Raw genomic sequence first — 15,932 nt, 5'->3', positions numbered from 1 at the left:
GCAAATGTGTTACATAAATGGTAATACACATTATCAGCTCTCTTTTAGAACAATGATAATTGGTTTGCATCCGGTAGACCTTCTAAGCAGCCTAGTGTATCCATATACTCGATAAGAGATTTCGATACTCTACCACGCTGCTGTAAATCCTCTTTAGATAAGAACTCTCCGTCTTTCCTTGCTGCAACGATTGCTTTTGCAACGTTTGTACCTAGACCAGGAATTGCATCAAAAGGTGGAATTAATGTATTGCCTTCAATGATAAACTCACTTGCCTGAGAGCGATACAGGTCTACCTTTTGGAAGCTCATCCCGCGCTCGCACATTTCTAAGGCAAGCTCCAATACCGTCATTAAATCCTTTTCCTTTTTCGAAGCATCTAAACCTTTTACATTAATATCATCAATACGTGAGCGAATCATTGCTGAGCCCTGTGTCATGGCGATTAAATCAAAGTCACTCGCACGAACAGTAAAGTATGCTGCGTAATAAAGAATCGGATGATGTACTTTAAACCAGGCAATACGTACGGCCATCAATACATAGGCAGCGGCATGGGCTTTCGGGAACATGTATTTAATCTTCTTACATGAATCGATATACCATTCCGGCACGCTTTGAGCACGCATTTCTGCTTCCATATCCTCTGATAAGCCCTTCCCTTTACGCACAGACTCCATTATTTTAAAGGCAAAGCTTGGTTCTAGTCCCTGATAGATTAAGTACACCATAATATCATCACGACAACCGATAACCTCTGAAAGTACACAGGTTCCGTTATGGATTAATTCCTGGGCATTTCCTAGCCAAACGTCTGTCCCATGGGATAAACCAGAAATTTGGACAAGCTCACTAAATGTAGAAGGCTTTGTGTCCTCAAGCATTTGTCGAACAAATCGTGTACCAAACTCAGGAATCCCCAAAGTACCCGTTTTTGTGCCTATTTGTTCTACCGTTACACCAAGAGATTCTGGTGTGGAGTAGATTTTCATAACTTCTGGATCATCAGTTGGGATTGTTTTCGGATCAATACCAGATAAATCCTGAAGCATCCTGATCACAGTCGGATCATCGTGTCCCAGTATATCAAGCTTTAACACGTTATCATGGATGGAGTGGAAGTCAAAATGGGTAGTCTTCCATTCAGAATCCTGCGCATCTGCCGGGAATTGCACCGGTGTAAAATCATAGATGTCCATATAATCAGGTACTACGATAATCCCACCTGGATGCTGACCAGTTGTACGTTTTACTCCTGTACAGCCTTGTACAAGACGGTCAACCTCTGCTCCCCGAATGGTAAGATTATTATCAGTTGTGTAGCCTTTTACGTAGCCATATGCCGTTTTTTCGGCAACAGTACCAATTGTACCCGCACGGAATACATAGTCTTCTCCGAACAGTTCCTTTGTATAATTATGGGCTTGTGGCTGATATTCTCCCGAGAAGTTTAAATCGATATCGGGAACCTTGTCTCCTTTAAACCCAAGGAAGGTTTCAAAGGGAATATCCTGTCCATCTTTTTTGTACCCTGTACCACACTTCGGGCACTCCTTATTCGGTAAGTCGAAGCCACTACCAACAGAACCATCATCAAAGAACTCAACGTTTTTACAGCTCGGACAAATGTAATGTGGTGGTAATGGGTTTACTTCTGTAATTTCCATGAAGGTCGCAACTAGCGAAGACCCTACAGATCCACGTGAACCAACTAGATACCCATCTGCTAGAGACTTTTTAACGAGCTTAGCGGAGATTAAGTAAATTACGCCGAATCCGTTACCTAAGATCGATTTCAGTTCTTTTTCAATACGAGCCTGTACGATTTCTGGTAGCTCTTCCCCATAAATACGGTGCGCCATTTCGTAAGTTAAATTCGTTACTTCATCATCAGAGCCTTCAATTTTTGGTGTATAAAGGTCGTCCTTAATTGGCTTTACGTCACCAATCATATCAGCAATTTTTTGTGGATTCGTTACCACAATCTCTTTAGCTAAATCCGGCCCTAAAAAGTCGAATTCAGCAAGCATTTCATTTGTTGTACGGAAATGCACTGCTGGCAATTTGTAACGATTTAGTGGATTTGCCCCACCTTGCGAGCCGACTAAGATTTGACGGAATACCCCATCATTTTCATTTAGATAGTGAACATTCCCTGTTGCAACAACAGGTTTTTCCATACGCTTCCCAAGCTTCACTAATTTGCGTATGATATCCTCTAGATTCCATTCATCATGAATAACGCCACCCTCTATTAAAGGTGCGTAGACTGGCTTAGGTTGAACTTCGATATAATCATAGAATCGCGCTACCTTTTCAGCCTGGTCACTTGATTTGTTCATCATCGTTTCAAACAATTCACCGTTATTACAGCCAGAACCTACGATTAGTCCTTGTCGATGCTTCGTTAAATCAGAACGGCGAATACGCGGTACACGGTGATAGGTTTGTGTATGGGCAATTGTAATTAGCTTAAATAAGTTTTTTAATCCATCATTGTCGACCGCTAAAATCGTACAGTGATATGGACGAGACTGTTTATAGCTTTCATCTCGATTGATTTGGTTATTAAATTCATCATGATAATAAATGCCATGATCCTCTTTTGCATCCTTTAATAGATGCAGCATTAGCTCACCTGTCGCCTCTGTATCATAGATGGCACGGTGATGCTGAGTTAGTTCGATACCATATCGTTTACATAAGGTATTTAAACGATGACTTTTTAATGTAGGGTTAAGGAATCTTGATAATTCTAAAGTATCGATAACTGGGTGGGTTACCCCTTGAATCCCCGCTTTTTCATAGGCTGTATATAAGAAGCCCATATCAAAGGAGGCATTGTGGGCTACAACGATTGACTCCCCAATGAATTCCTTAAACTCTGTTACAACTTGGTCGACTTCTGGTGCATTTGTAAGCATGTCGTCCGTAATATGAGTAAGCTCGATAATTTTGGCTGTTAAAGGTCTGTGAGGATTAGCAAAGCGTTCGAATTTGTCGATTACTTTTCCTTCCTTAATCTTAACAGCAGCAAGCTCAATAATCGTATCGTATGCAGTTGAAAGACCTGTTGTCTCTACGTCGAATACGACAAAGGTTGCATCATCAAGTTCGATATGCTGCTCTGCATAAGCAATCAGTGCCCCATCATCAACTAAATTGGCTTCAATCCCATAAATAATCTTAATGCCATGCTTTTTACCTGCTGCATAGGCATCTGGGAAGCCTTGTGCAACAGCATGGTCTGTAATGGCTATTGCCGGATGACCCCATTTTGCAGCTTGTCCTACTAGCTGTTCAATTGGCGTTACGGCATCCATTTGACTCATTGGTGTATGTAAATGAAGCTCGACCCGTTTTTCTCCCTCTGGTGCTGTGTCCTTACGTGATTCCTTGAAGACCTCGTTGATATCCTGAGCCATTACAACTAAATCGCGGACGAAGGTATCGTTTTGAACTGCTCCGCGAACTTTAACCCACATACCTTTTTTCAGCTGTGCCATGCGTTCAGCATCTTCTTTATCACGAGAGAACATTTTCACCATGATTGAATCTGTATAGTCGGTCATTTTCAGCTCTAGAAGGGAGCGTCCACTTCTTAGCTCCTTGATGTCTACAGCAAATACAAATCCTTCAAGAACAACGCGACGCTCTTCTTCTACTACGCGGCGAATTTCCATAACATCTGTATCCTTGATAAGGTTCCCAAGCTGGAATGGTCCACTGCTTGCAACTGAATCTGGATTATCCGTTTTCGCTTTCTCACGACTTTGGAAGTCTTCCATTGCTTTTCTCGCAAGCTCAGCTTCCTCTAGCTGACGTTTCTCAATATATTGCTGCTGTTCTTCCTTCATCTCGTCTGTTGCTTCAACTAATTGGAAGTCTACCGAAAACTGAGGGAAGCCAAGTGTCTCATAGGCATCTACAATTTTCTGCACGTATTTTGCTTTTAGTGTCAGCTGTTCCATTTCGGCCATACAAGAAACTACTAATTTATTCCCTGTCCATTTTGGAATTTGTGAGACTAAACGATTTTTCACTGGAGGTGATGCGTCTAGCTGCTCCACTGCTGATAACCAATAATCTGTAATCAACTGCTCCGTCACTACAGGGTTTCTAGCCTCAATTGTGATGGAGGCTTGGGCAATATGTGAAAACTGCTCGGCCATTCTTGTACGGAATAGTTGGTACAATTGGAAGGGCAAGATATTTTCTAGTTGAATGGCAAAACACCAGACACGATTTTTTTTATGGACGGTTAGTCGAGTAAGCTCACCTTTTTCAAAAAAAGACATGTAGACATCTTCTGTTAGTTGGAGCTGTTGTAATAGCGTTAAAAATCGTTCTCTTGCTTCTTGGTTGTCTACCATTTTACTCACCACCTGTTTAATATTTGTAATGCTAGTCGCTACCCGAAAAAATACGATTTTCGTAAGTTTACGAAAATCGATTTGTCTTTGTGCTTTTGTGAAGGCCCGCTCAAATTTGTTATTTCTCCTTAAACTTCTGGATATACTGATCTTACGTGGTAGGCTCGCGACGTCTTAAATAGAAGCCTATTTTGGATTTCATAAGTATAATAAATTAATTCGTTCTAAAAAGTTCATTTAAGTGGTCGATTAGTTCTTCTTTTGCCCACTCGTAGGTATCACCAGTGCTTCTGATTTTGACTTCTACGATGCCTTCGCTTGCACGTTTGCCTACCTTAATGCGGACTGGTAGACCGATTAAGTCTGCATCTGTAAATTTATCTTCTGCCATTTCGTCACGATCATCAAATAGCACCTCAAACTGATAGAAGGTTAATATATTGTAGAGTTCTAATGCCAAATTAAATTGCACTTCATCTTCTCGATCGACCGGTAACAGATGAAGGTCATATGGCGAAATCGGTTTTGGCCAATAAAAACCGCTGTCATCCTGATAGTTTTCAGCCATTACAGCTAATATTCTTGAAATACCTAGATGGAAGCTGTTCATGAAAATGGCTTGAGATTGTCCATTTTCATCAGTAAAGCTAGCATTAAATTGTTCTGATACACTAACACCTAGTTTGCAAATCTTGCCTATTTCGATTCCTCTTTTAAAGAGAATTGTTCCTTGTCCATCAGGTGAAGGATCCCCTTCTCTGATATATCTGATGTCCTCATACATACTGATAGCAAAATCTCGTTCAGGCGAAACATTCGTATAGTAATAGCCCTCTTCGTTCGCTCCAGCCACTCCACCTCGAATGGATTGAATTGCATAATCTGCAATAACCTTCACATCGATAGGCAGCTTTATGGGGCCAACCGATTCTAGCTTGCAGCCTAAAAGCTCTTGCACCTCATCTTCAGTTGCTAATGAAATTGACGTAGCCTTTAAAACATTCTGTAGTTTATAAGGGTTTACCTGATGATCTCCACGTGTCAATACAACGACAAAATCACCATCCACCTTAAATACGAAAGATTTAATATAATTGCTTTCTTCTATATTAAAAAATGTGCAAACTTCTTCTATCGTTTTCAAGTTAGGTGCTTCGAATTTTTCCAATGGTTTGATTGGCAGCTCTGAAGGGCTAAACTCATTTACAACCTGTGCCACTTCGATATTTGCCGCAAATCTAGAATCATCTGAATAGGCAACGATTGTTTCACCAGCCTCAGAAGCAACGATAAATTCCTTTGCAATAGCACCATTTGCAGCTCCTGGATTTGCATCGATTATTTCATAATGCAAGCCTAGCTTACTAAATAAATTCGAATAGATTTGGATTATTTCATTAAAGGAAGCCTCTAAACTCTCCTCATTTGCATGGAAGGAGTAGGCATCCTTCATCAAAAATTCTTTACTTCGCAACAAGCCATTTGTTTTGCGTTTTTCATTGCGATATTTTGATTGGATTTGATAAAAAGTAATCGGTAAATTTTTATAGGATTGGCTTTCCTCAGCGAGCAACATTGTAACAGCTTCCTGATAGGAGGGCGCCAGTATTAAATTCTGTTGGTTCTCGTTTGTTAAATGAAAGATTTCATCTCGACTACTAGCAAAATTTGTAGTTTGCTCTAAATTCTCTTGCAGCTGCAAGGTAGGCAAACCAATCTCTACTGCACCAATGGCTTCCATCTCTTGATGAATCATTTTTTCTAATTTGTTCAATACACGTTTAGCTAATGGTAAATAGGAATATACACCACTTGTCGTTTCTCGGATGAATCCTGCACGAAGTAGCATTTTGTGAGACTTCACTTCAATTTCTGAAGGTACATCCCTAAGTGTAGGAATTAACGTAGAACTTTGTTTCATGTGCTCCACCTTTTCTCTTCTAAATCACATATTTAGCATATCATACAATGAAGTTACATCGTACGTACAACTGCTATTTGGATTGAAATTTCGATTATTATTTATAGCCTAAATCCTAAAATATCCAAGTTTTAAAAAATGTTACAAAAGTTGATTTTAGAATATAAATCACAATTTGAAATAACTCGGCATTCATGAGCGGTTTTTTTAGTGAGATGAACACTTTAGCTGAGATTTTCATCCTGGGTTATGAAGGTCACTTTTAGTTAGAATTTTATCTAAAGTGCCTTTCATCTTTGGGATGAAGTACATTTTGAGTCAGATTTCTATCGAAAGTAGCTTTCATCTTGGAGATGAAGTACATTTTCAGCGAGATTTCCAGCTAAAGTGGCTTTCATCCTGTTTATGAAAGACATTTCCAGCCAGATTTCTATCGAAAATGGCTTTCATTCTCTTTATGAAAGACATTTCGATCCTGATTCCCTTCAAAAGTGGCTTTCATCCAGTCAAGTCCTAGTTATTGTGTAAATTCAATACAGATGTTTTCAACTATATTTTGTGGGCATGTAAACCAACCCCCACTACATTTTTCATCCTTAACTCCCATGGCTTATTAACTCCATATTCAGTAAAGGCTGTCAAAGGCTCTTTTCACTTTGACTGCCTTTACTGAATGTGGAATACTCCATTAATGGGAGTTGAAGATGTAAAACAAGGTACTATCTAGAAAGTCCTTTTCTTTTTGAATAATCGTTTTCTTGATAATGCATTAACACAGCACCAACTAATCTGAAGGCAGATTGGGTATTAGGGAAGATACGGATTACGGTCTCCCTTCTACGTACTTCTTGATTTAATCGTTCCAGAGAATTCGTACTTCGAATATTAACACGTATTCCTTTGGGAAAATTCATATATTGAATGGTATCTTCGAAACCTTCATCTAGTACTGTAAGTGCTTTTTCATATCTGCGATCTTCTGCATACTGATTCATTAACTCATCTTTAAATTTGCGCATATCCTCAAGGGTAACTGCATCAAAGATGCGTCTAATCATGAGACGGAAATCTCCTGAATCCTTTTTCGGCAGCTTTTCAATAATATTACGTTTAAAGTGTACGTTACATCTTTGCCATGTAGTTCCGATGAATTCCCGTTGGATGGCCTTTCGTAAACCTTGGTGAGCATCAGATATAACTAACTTTGGGGATTGAATTCCTCGCGATTTTAAGTGTTGTAGAAAGCGACTCCAACTTTCATAACTCTCTACATGGTCCACGCTTAAACCAAGAATCTCACGTTTATTCTCTTCGGTAATAGCCGTTGCAATATAGACAGCTTTTGATACAACTTGGTGATGTTCACGCACTTTAATATACATTGCATCCAGAAAAATATAAGGATAGTAAGTAGTGTTTAAAGGTCTGTTCGCCCAAGTGTTAATAATGGGATCTAGTTTTTGTGTCAGTGAAGACACCAGTGATTTCGATACAGTTTCACCACAAAGCTGCTCCACAATTTGAGTTACCTTTCTTGTAGAGACACCATTTACAACCATTTCTATCATCGATAGAATCAATGCTTGATCATGTCTAGCGTACTTTTCAAACACACTGGTAGAAAATTCGCCATTTCGAGTTCTAGGAACTTTTAAAGTTAATTTTCCAACACTCATAACAATTTCACGCTCGTAGTAGCCATTTCGATAATCAATTCGATCGCTCGAACGTTCATAAGCCGCTGCATTTAAATATTCGTCTCTTTCTTTTTCCATGAATTCATTTAGAACTAGTACTAAAGCAGATTTTACAACAGTATTTAAATCAGAATTTAGAACAGAATCTTTTAAAAAGTCCATATCTAAGTTAAACTGTAATTGAGTCATTATTATTCCCTCTTTTCATGTTTATCGTCGCTGAAAACATTGTATCCAAGAGAGAATAAAATGACTCTTTTTCTTTTTACACAATTATATGGACTTTATCCTTTCATCCTGTTTATGAAAGACATTTCCAGCCAGATTTCTATCGAAAGTGGCTTTCATTCTCTTTATGAAAGACATTTCGATCCTGATTCCCTTCAAAAATGGCTTTCATCCTGCTTATGAAAGACATTTCAAGCCAGATTTCTATCAAAAGTGGCTTTCATTCTGCTTATGAAAGACATTTTAACCCTGATTCCCTTCAAAAATGGCTTTCATCACCATAATGATTCAGTAAATCTCCCTAAATCTAACTTTACTATCCGCAAAAAAAGTTAACCTTATTCACTATGGATTTTACCACAAATGAATAAGGTTAAGAAATTCGTGTTTGGGTTGTTTTAGACTTGCTTAGAACGCGGGTCAGTCAGCTCTAAAAGAAGAATCTCTGTATATCATTCCATGTTACGACTACCATAAGGATCATTAGTAGTACGATACCTACAAAGTGAACGAGGCCTTCTTTTTGACGGTCTACTGGTTTGCCGCGTAGTGCTTCGATACCGAAGAATAATAATCTTCCTCCATCTAGTGCAGGTAGTGGCAATAGGTTCATGATACCTAAGTTAATGCTTAGGACTGCTGCCCAGTTCATTAAGTTATAGATACCATATTGGGCAACTGTTTCTGTTGCCTTGTAGATGCCTACTGGACCAGAAAGGGCGTCAATTGTGAATTGACCTGTAATTAAGTCGCCTAATAGACCTAAAATAAGAACAGTGTAATCATATGTTTGCGTGACACCGAAAACGATTGCTTTTAGTGGATTTTTCTCCACTGGACTTTGGTACATAACACCAATTTGTCCGTATTCCTTACCGCTTTCCACAAGGGTGTCTGGCGTCATTTTCAGCTCGATATTTTGTCCATCACGTTCCACGATAAGCGTTAGCTGCTCACCTGGTTTTTCTTGAACAGTGCCGGATAGCTGCTGCCAGTCTTCAACAGGTTGTCCATCGATTGCTTTTACATAATCGCCAGCTTTCATACCAGCAGTCTCTGCCGGTCCATTATCTACTACATCATGAATGATTGGCTCGTAGGTAGGAACACCCTGCATCAAGGCGATAAAAGCAAATACGAAGAATGCTAAAATAAAGTTGAAGAGCGGCCCAGCGAAGATAGCCATTGCTCGCTGCCCAACCGTTTTTGAATTAAATTGACGATCATATGGTGCGATTAATGTTTCAGTGCCATTTTCAATAATCGACGCTTTTCTAGATAAATTGATTCTAACAAATTGATCGTCCTCGTCGTACCCTTCAATCCATAGCCCTTTTTCAAGGTCGGCACGTTCTACTTCCAAAAATAGAACATTTGGATTTTGTACATTTTGATTCAAGTAAATTTTTTCGGCTTCGTTATTTTTGTTTAGGATTAAACCTACTCGATATCCTGGCTGAAGCTCTACTGAGTCGGTATCTTCCCCCGCCATTCGGACATAACCACCGATAGGCAGTAAACGAAGTGTATATAACGTTTCACCTTTCATCATTCCAAAGATTTTCGGACCCATTCCAATTGCAAACTCACGAACTAAAATCCCTGCGCGTTTTGCAAAAATGAAATGCCCAAGCTCATGGAAGAATACTAGGGAGCCGAAAACAACGATAAATGCTATAACTGTTTGCATATCATCCCACCTTCAAAGTGCAAGTTAACTTATTCTATGCTTGTACTCTCTATTTTACCATGCTCTCTACTGATTTTCTTGTTTCGGTATCTACATGCAATATAGTTTCTAAATCTGGAGCTAGAATATTATGATGATTATTCATAATTTGTTCAATAATCTCTTCAATTTGAAGGAAAGTGATTTTTTCTTGCAGGAATAAACCTACAGCCGCCTCGTTAGCTGCATTCATTGCTGTTAGCATCGTGCCACCTGCTCGTCCAGCATCATAAGCAAGCTTTAAAGCGCGGAATCGATCAAAGTCTACTTCTCTAAAATTGAGTTGTCCAATCTTCGCTAAATCTAATCGAGTACCTTCAACAAGTGGCAGTCGATCTGGATAGCTTAGTGCATATTGGATTGGTACACGCATATCCGGTGTCCCAAGCTGCGCAATGACACTTGTATCATGATACTCAACTAGAGAATGAATAATACTTTCTTTATGTAATAAAACATCAATTCTATCAAAAGGCATATCAAATAATACATTTGCTTCAATAACTTCTAAGCCTTTGTTCATCATCGTTGCAGAATCAATCGTGATTTTAGCACCCATTGACCAGTTTGGATGATTCAATGCATCTTTAACTGTTACATTCTTTAGTTCCTCACGCGTTTTGTCACGGAATGAACCACCTGATGCTGTTAGGATCAGTCTTTCGATTTGCTTTGGATTTTCACCATTCATAGATTGGAATAGCGCGGAATGCTCACTATCCACAGGTAGAATCGGTGCGTTATATTTTTTTGCTTCTGCCATTACTAAATGACCTGCAGTTACTAATGTTTCTTTATTAGCAATCGCAATCGTTTTAGACATTCGTATTGCAGCTAAAGTAGATTCTAGACCCACACTTCCTAGAACAGCATTCACAAGAACTGTAGAATCTGGGTGTGTTGCAACCTCTACTAGTCCCTTAGCTCCGAATGTGAAATGGATTTGTGGAAACTCTTTTGCCAGTGCAACTGCATCCTGTTCATCTTGTACAGAAACAAGCTCTGGATTTAGCTGAGAGATAATTTCACGAGTTTTTTCGATGTTTTTCCCTGAAGATAATGCAACAAGCTGAAAACTCTCTGGATTGTTCAACAATATATCAATGGTTTGTATCCCAATCGAACCTGTTGCTCCTAATAAGCTGATTTTCTTCATGATTGATTTTATCTTCCCTTCAACAACTAGAAATAGTACTTTCTTTAAACACAGATTTAGATTAATTGCAGGAAGTGTAATAGAGGTAATACAAATAACAGACTATCAAAACGGTCTAATATTCCTCCGTGACCCGGCAGTAAATTACCAGAGTCCTTTACACCATAGTGACGTTTAATAGCTGATTCCACTAAATCACCCATCTGCCCGAAAATCGACGCAATTATTGCAATCACGATTAGAGCAATCCATGATGACGAAATCGGGAAAATCATTTGCATAATCGATGCAAACACTACCGCTGTAATAATTCCGCCAACAAAGCCTTCTACCGTTTTGTTAGGTGAAATCTCAGGCCATAATTTCTTCTTGCCGAGTTTTCGGCCGATAAAATAGGCACCTGAATCAGTCGTCCAAACAATTAGTAGAGCAAAAATTAGATATTCCAAGCCACCATTACGTGTCTCAATTAAATAATAGAAGCCCATTCCAACATATACCGTACTCAGTAATATGAATCCTACATCATCAAAGGTAAAATGATTTTTTACTAGGACCGAGTAAATTAATAATAGGATGACACCAATCAGTAAAAAGTCTAGCTTTGTATATACTGATGCCTCTAAAAAATTGAGTGTTATCGCTTTCGGTAGCAATAAACTAAATGTAATGAGTAATGCAAGAATACCTGGGATTGAATAGATTTGAATATTCTTCATCTTTAACAGCTCATATATTGCAACTGCTGCTAATGCATATACTAATAACGTGAAGGGTAGGTTACCTAGCACAAGAAAAATGATAAATAACGCTCCTGCTACAACCCCCGTTATAATTCTTTGCTTCAATGTAATTATTCTCCTTTCAGCCCACCATAGCGCCTGTTACGTTGCTGGTAAGCCTGTATAGCTTCCATAAAGGTTTCTTGGTTGAAATCTGGCCAAAGTATATCAGTAAACCAAAACTCTGTATAAGCAAGCTGCCATAACATAAAATTGCTAAGACGAACTTCTCCACTTGTACGAATAAGCAAATCAGGCTCTGGAAGATTTGAAGTTAGTAAATATTGATCAATGAGTGTTTCATCCACTTCATCTAGAGTCAATTTTCCGTTATTCACTTCTACCATTATATCCTTCATTGCTTTAACAATTTCAGCCCGACTACCATAATTCATAGCAAAATTTAAAATAAGGCCAGTATTATTCTTTGTTTTTTCCATCGCTTCATTCAAAGCCACTTTAGTACTAGTTGGAAGTCCTTCTTTATCGCCTATCATTTCAACTCGGATGCCCCGTTCCATTAACTCTGGCATAAAGGAGTTCAAGAACATTTGAGGAAGGCTCATTAAATAGTCGACCTCTGATTTTGGTCTCTTCCAATTTTCAGTAGAGAAAGCATAAAGAGTTAAAACTTTGATACCCATATCATCTGCAATACGAGAAATTTTACGTACAGTTTGCATTCCTTCATGATGACCTGCGATTCTTGGCATGGCTCTTTTTTTCGCCCAACGTCCGTTGCCATCCATTATGATTGCGATATGGGAAGGTACACATTCATTATTGATTAGAGTTTCGTTAACCTCCAAAGAGTGCTTTCCTTTTTTTGACTTACTTAATAGCTTTTTTAACATCAGCAATTCCCCCACCTGACAACTTTTTGGACGTTTTTCTTCTTATAAGATACGATACCAAAATTCTTAAAGTTATAAAAAATCCCGATTCCCGCGTAAATTAGCGAAAAGCGTATTTTTCTAATCATATCAAAAACAAATGATTGTGTCTTACGTTCTTTTGAATAACTTCTAAATTTTTCAATTTATTGTTGCTTATTATGTATTTTATTTCTATTTTACCATATTAATTTGCGCAGATTTGGCTTACTACCCGGTTCTACACATCATCAACATTGAAAAAAGACGTCCCATTTAATAGGACGCCCTACTGTCTGAATAAGTTCATGATTCATTTAGATTTACAAAAAGTTTGCAAATGATAAATATCAATCAAGATTGCATTTTATTAAACAGATAAGATTTCTTTTTCTTTATCTTTTGCAACCTGGTCGACTTTAACGATGTAGTCATCTGTTAATTTTTGAATATCTTCTGTGAATCCACGTAAATCGTCTTCTGTAATGTCGCCGCTTTTCTCTAATTTTTTCAAATCATCGTTAGCGTCGCGACGTACGTTACGGATTGCAACCTTTGCACTCTCCGCTTCTTTACTCACAACTTTCACAAGCTCTTTACGACGCTCTTCTGTTAAAGCTGGAATTGTTAAACGAATTACGTTACCATCGTTTGTCGGAGTAATTCCGATATCTGATTTCATAATCGCTTTTTCAATTTCACCTAAGATTGATTTGTCATAAGGCTGGATTACAAGTAAGCGCGCTTCTGGAACTGAAACACCAGCTAATTGGTTAATTGGTGTTGGTGCACCGTAATAATCAACTGACACTCTGTCTAGAAGTGACGCATTTGCACGTCCTGCACGAATTGAAGCCAATTCACGAGAAAATGCAGAAATCGATTTGTCCATTCTGTCTTTTGCTTGGGCTAATACTTGTTTAGGCATTAAAAATTCCTCCTAACAACTGTACCGATTTTTTCACCGAGTACCGCTCGTTTAATATTTCCTTTATTCATAATAGAGAATACTATTAATGGGATATCGTTGTCCATACATAAAGTGGAAGCAGTTGAATCCATTACCTGTAATCCTTGTTGAATTACGTCTAAATATGTGAGTGTGTCATATTTAACAGCAGTTGAGTCAGTTTTTGGATCAGCAGAATAAACACCATCCACATTATTTTTTGCCATTAGAATTGCATCGGCATCAATTTCCGCAGCACGTAATGCAGCTGTCGTATCTGTAGAGAAGAATGGATTTCCTGTACCAGCAGCAAAAATGACAACGCGTTTCTTTTCAAGATGACGCACTGCTTTTCTGCGTATGTAAGGCTCTGCTACTTGTGTCATAACGATAGAAGATTGAACACGAGTTCCAATTTCTAATTTTTCAAGCGCATCTTGAAGTGCTAATGAGTTCATCACTGTAGCAAGCATTCCCATATAATCTGCTGAGGCACGATCCATACCCATTTCGCTTCCTACTTTTCCACGCCAGATGTTTCCGCCACCTACTACTACTGCAACTTCAACGCCAAGCTCTACTACTTCTTTAATATCCTCTGCAACTGACTTAATGATTTTTGGTGATAGACCGTAACCTGCTTCTCCTGCTAATGCCTCACCGCTAATTTTAATAACAACTCGTTCATATTGTGGCACACTCATAGTAAACCTCCGCAATTCAATTTTATTCTTCAAACATATCAGGTGATTTTTCAATCCCTTGAAAAATAGGGAACACTGGTTTGTGTCCCCTATTTTTACTTATTATTTAAATTAGTTACCTTTAACTTGGTTCATAACTTCTTCAGCAAAGTTGTCTTCGCGTTTTTCGATACCTTCACCAACAGCAAAGCGTACGAATGAAGTGATGTTACCACCAGTTGATTTTACGAAATCACGTACTTTTTGATCAGAGTTTTTAACGAAAGTTTGATCAAGTAAGCAAACGTCCTCGAAGAATTTACCAAGGCGACCTTCTACCATTTTAGCAACGATATTTTCTGGTTTACCTTCGTTTAGAGCTTGTTCAGTTAATACTTTACGTTCACGGTTAACTTCTTCTTCAGAAACTTCATCACGTGATACATATTGAGGATTAATAGCAGCGATGTGCATAGCTACATCTTTAGCAGCTGATTCATCAGTAGAACCTTCAAGAACTACTAATACACCAATACGCCCACCCATGTGTAGGTAAGAACCGAAAGCATCTGCATCAGTTTTAGCTTTTACTTCGAAACGGCGAAGATTGATTTTTTCTCCGATTGTTGCTACAGCTGTTGAAATTAAGTCAACAACTTTAACGCCTTCTGCATTTGTAAGCTCTAATGCAGCTTCTACTGATTCTGGTTTGTTAGCTAAGATAAGGTGAGCTAATTCAGAAACTAGTACTTGGAATTTTTCATTTTTTGCTACGAAGTCAGTTTCAGCATTAACTTCTAAGATTACCGCTTCGTTTCCTTCAGATAGGATATAAGTTGTCCCTTCTGCAGCGATACGGTCAGCTTTCTTAGCAGCTGAAGAAAGACCTTTTTCACGTAAGAAATCAACAGCAGCGTCGATATCACCATCTGTTTGTACTAAAGCTTTTTTACAGTCCATCATACCTGCGCCAGTTTTTTCACGAAGTTCTTTTACTAATTGTGCAGTAATTGCCATTTGAAGTTTCCTCCTTGAGTTGTGTGAGTTATTTAGTTTTTTTGTTTTTGTCTAGTTGCGGCGGTTAGCCCCTCAAAAAACTAATTTCCTCCCGCGCATGCAAGCATGCTTGTCGAAAATCTCCGTAGCACATGGATGTGCCAGTGCCGACAATGCAACAGGACGTTGCGTTATTGTCGGCCAGTTTCGAGGCTCACACGATGTGAGCCATGTCGACGTTGCAACAGGATGTTGCGTTTTCGTCGACACGGAGCTGAACGAACCGCTTCCACTTTTCTTCTGTCTAGTTGCAGCGCTCAGCCCCTCGGCCGTTTCGGTACCTTCCCACGTGTGCAAGCACACTCGTCAGGTCCCTCCAACGTCTGTCGTGGCTAATCGGAGCGCTTCCACTTTTCTTCTTGTCTAGTTGCAGCGCTCAGCCCCTCGGCCGTTTCGGTACCTTCCCACGTGTGCAAGCACACGTGGGAAGGTACCTCCAACGTCTGTTGTGGCTAATCGGAGCGCTTCCACTTTTCTTCTAAAAAA

Annotated in this window: 10 protein-coding genes; all 10 read right to left on the bottom strand. The window is 39.0% G+C overall.

Annotated features, from left to right (window positions below; all coding sequences use genetic code 11):
• Positions 1-44: 44 nt before the first annotated feature.
• Complete coding sequence (locus LG296_RS06450; RefSeq protein ID WP_107932786.1) at positions 45-4,373, bottom strand: PolC-type DNA polymerase III; 4,329 nt, start codon at positions 4,371-4,373, stop codon at positions 45-47.
• Between the two features lie 214 nt (positions 4,374-4,587).
• Positions 4,588-6,294 (bottom strand): proline--tRNA ligase, encoded by a 1,707-nt coding sequence (locus LG296_RS06445; protein WP_107932784.1) that lies wholly within the window; start codon positions 6,292-6,294, stop codon positions 4,588-4,590.
• Positions 6,295-7,013: 719 nt separating this feature from the next.
• Entirely contained in the window at positions 7,014-8,180 is a 1,167-nt protein-coding gene (locus LG296_RS06440; protein ID WP_107937934.1) for an IS256 family transposase, read from the bottom strand.
• A 469-nt stretch (positions 8,181-8,649) separates the two neighbouring features.
• Positions 8,650-9,909 (bottom strand): RIP metalloprotease RseP, encoded by a 1,260-nt coding sequence (rseP, locus tag LG296_RS06435; protein WP_107932782.1) that lies wholly within the window; start codon positions 9,907-9,909, stop codon positions 8,650-8,652.
• A 49-nt stretch (positions 9,910-9,958) separates the two neighbouring features.
• Positions 9,959-11,104 (bottom strand): 1-deoxy-D-xylulose-5-phosphate reductoisomerase, encoded by a 1,146-nt coding sequence (dxr, locus tag LG296_RS06430; protein WP_107932780.1) that lies wholly within the window; start codon positions 11,102-11,104, stop codon positions 9,959-9,961.
• A 56-nt stretch (positions 11,105-11,160) separates the two neighbouring features.
• A complete protein-coding gene (locus LG296_RS06425; RefSeq protein WP_107932778.1) occupies positions 11,161-11,952 on the bottom strand; it encodes a phosphatidate cytidylyltransferase in 792 nt (263 codons plus the stop codon).
• Between the two features lie 5 nt (positions 11,953-11,957).
• Positions 11,958-12,740 (bottom strand): isoprenyl transferase, encoded by a 783-nt coding sequence (locus LG296_RS06420; RefSeq protein WP_107932776.1) that lies wholly within the window; start codon positions 12,738-12,740, stop codon positions 11,958-11,960.
• A gap of 388 nt (positions 12,741-13,128) precedes the next feature.
• Positions 13,129-13,686 (bottom strand): ribosome recycling factor, encoded by a 558-nt coding sequence (gene frr / locus LG296_RS06415; RefSeq protein WP_107932774.1) that lies wholly within the window; start codon positions 13,684-13,686, stop codon positions 13,129-13,131.
• Positions 13,686-14,411, bottom strand: coding sequence for a UMP kinase (gene pyrH, locus LG296_RS06410; protein WP_107932772.1), 726 nt, complete (start codon positions 14,409-14,411; stop codon positions 13,686-13,688). The genes frr and pyrH overlap by 1 nt, the downstream gene beginning before the upstream one ends.
• 111 nt (positions 14,412-14,522) lie before the next feature.
• Positions 14,523-15,407 (bottom strand): translation elongation factor Ts, encoded by an 885-nt coding sequence (gene tsf, locus LG296_RS06405; RefSeq protein WP_107932770.1) that lies wholly within the window; start codon positions 15,405-15,407, stop codon positions 14,523-14,525.
• Positions 15,408-15,932: the final 525 nt, after the last annotated feature.

Origin of the sequence: Ureibacillus chungkukjangi (assembly GCF_044795995.1) — a bacterium.
GTDB lineage: Bacteria > Bacillota > Bacilli > Bacillales_A > Planococcaceae > Ureibacillus > Ureibacillus chungkukjangi.
This window is presented reverse-complemented; position numbering and strand designations above follow the sequence as displayed.

Excerpts from the sequence above, each read along its gene's own strand:
- LG296_RS06450 (WP_107932786.1), bottom strand. The coding sequence starts at position 4,373 with ATGGTAGACAACCAAGAAGCAAGAGAACGATTTTTAACGCTATTACAA.
- LG296_RS06445 (WP_107932784.1), bottom strand. The coding sequence starts at position 6,294 with ATGAAACAAAGTTCTACGTTAATTCCTACACTTAGGGATGTACCTTCA.
- LG296_RS06440 (WP_107937934.1), bottom strand. The coding sequence starts at position 8,180 with ATGACTCAATTACAGTTTAACTTAGATATGGACTTTTTAAAAGATTCT.
- rseP (WP_107932782.1), bottom strand. The coding sequence starts at position 9,909 with ATGCAAACAGTTATAGCATTTATCGTTGTTTTCGGCTCCCTAGTATTC.
- dxr (WP_107932780.1), bottom strand. The coding sequence starts at position 11,104 with ATGAAGAAAATCAGCTTATTAGGAGCAACAGGTTCGATTGGGATACAA.
- LG296_RS06420 (WP_107932776.1), bottom strand. The coding sequence starts at position 12,740 with ATGTTAAAAAAGCTATTAAGTAAGTCAAAAAAAGGAAAGCACTCTTTG.
- frr (WP_107932774.1), bottom strand. The coding sequence starts at position 13,686 with ATGCCTAAACAAGTATTAGCCCAAGCAAAAGACAGAATGGACAAATCG.
- pyrH (WP_107932772.1), bottom strand. The coding sequence starts at position 14,411 with ATGAGTGTGCCACAATATGAACGAGTTGTTATTAAAATTAGCGGTGAG.
- tsf (WP_107932770.1), bottom strand. The coding sequence starts at position 15,407 with ATGGCAATTACTGCACAATTAGTAAAAGAACTTCGTGAAAAAACTGGC.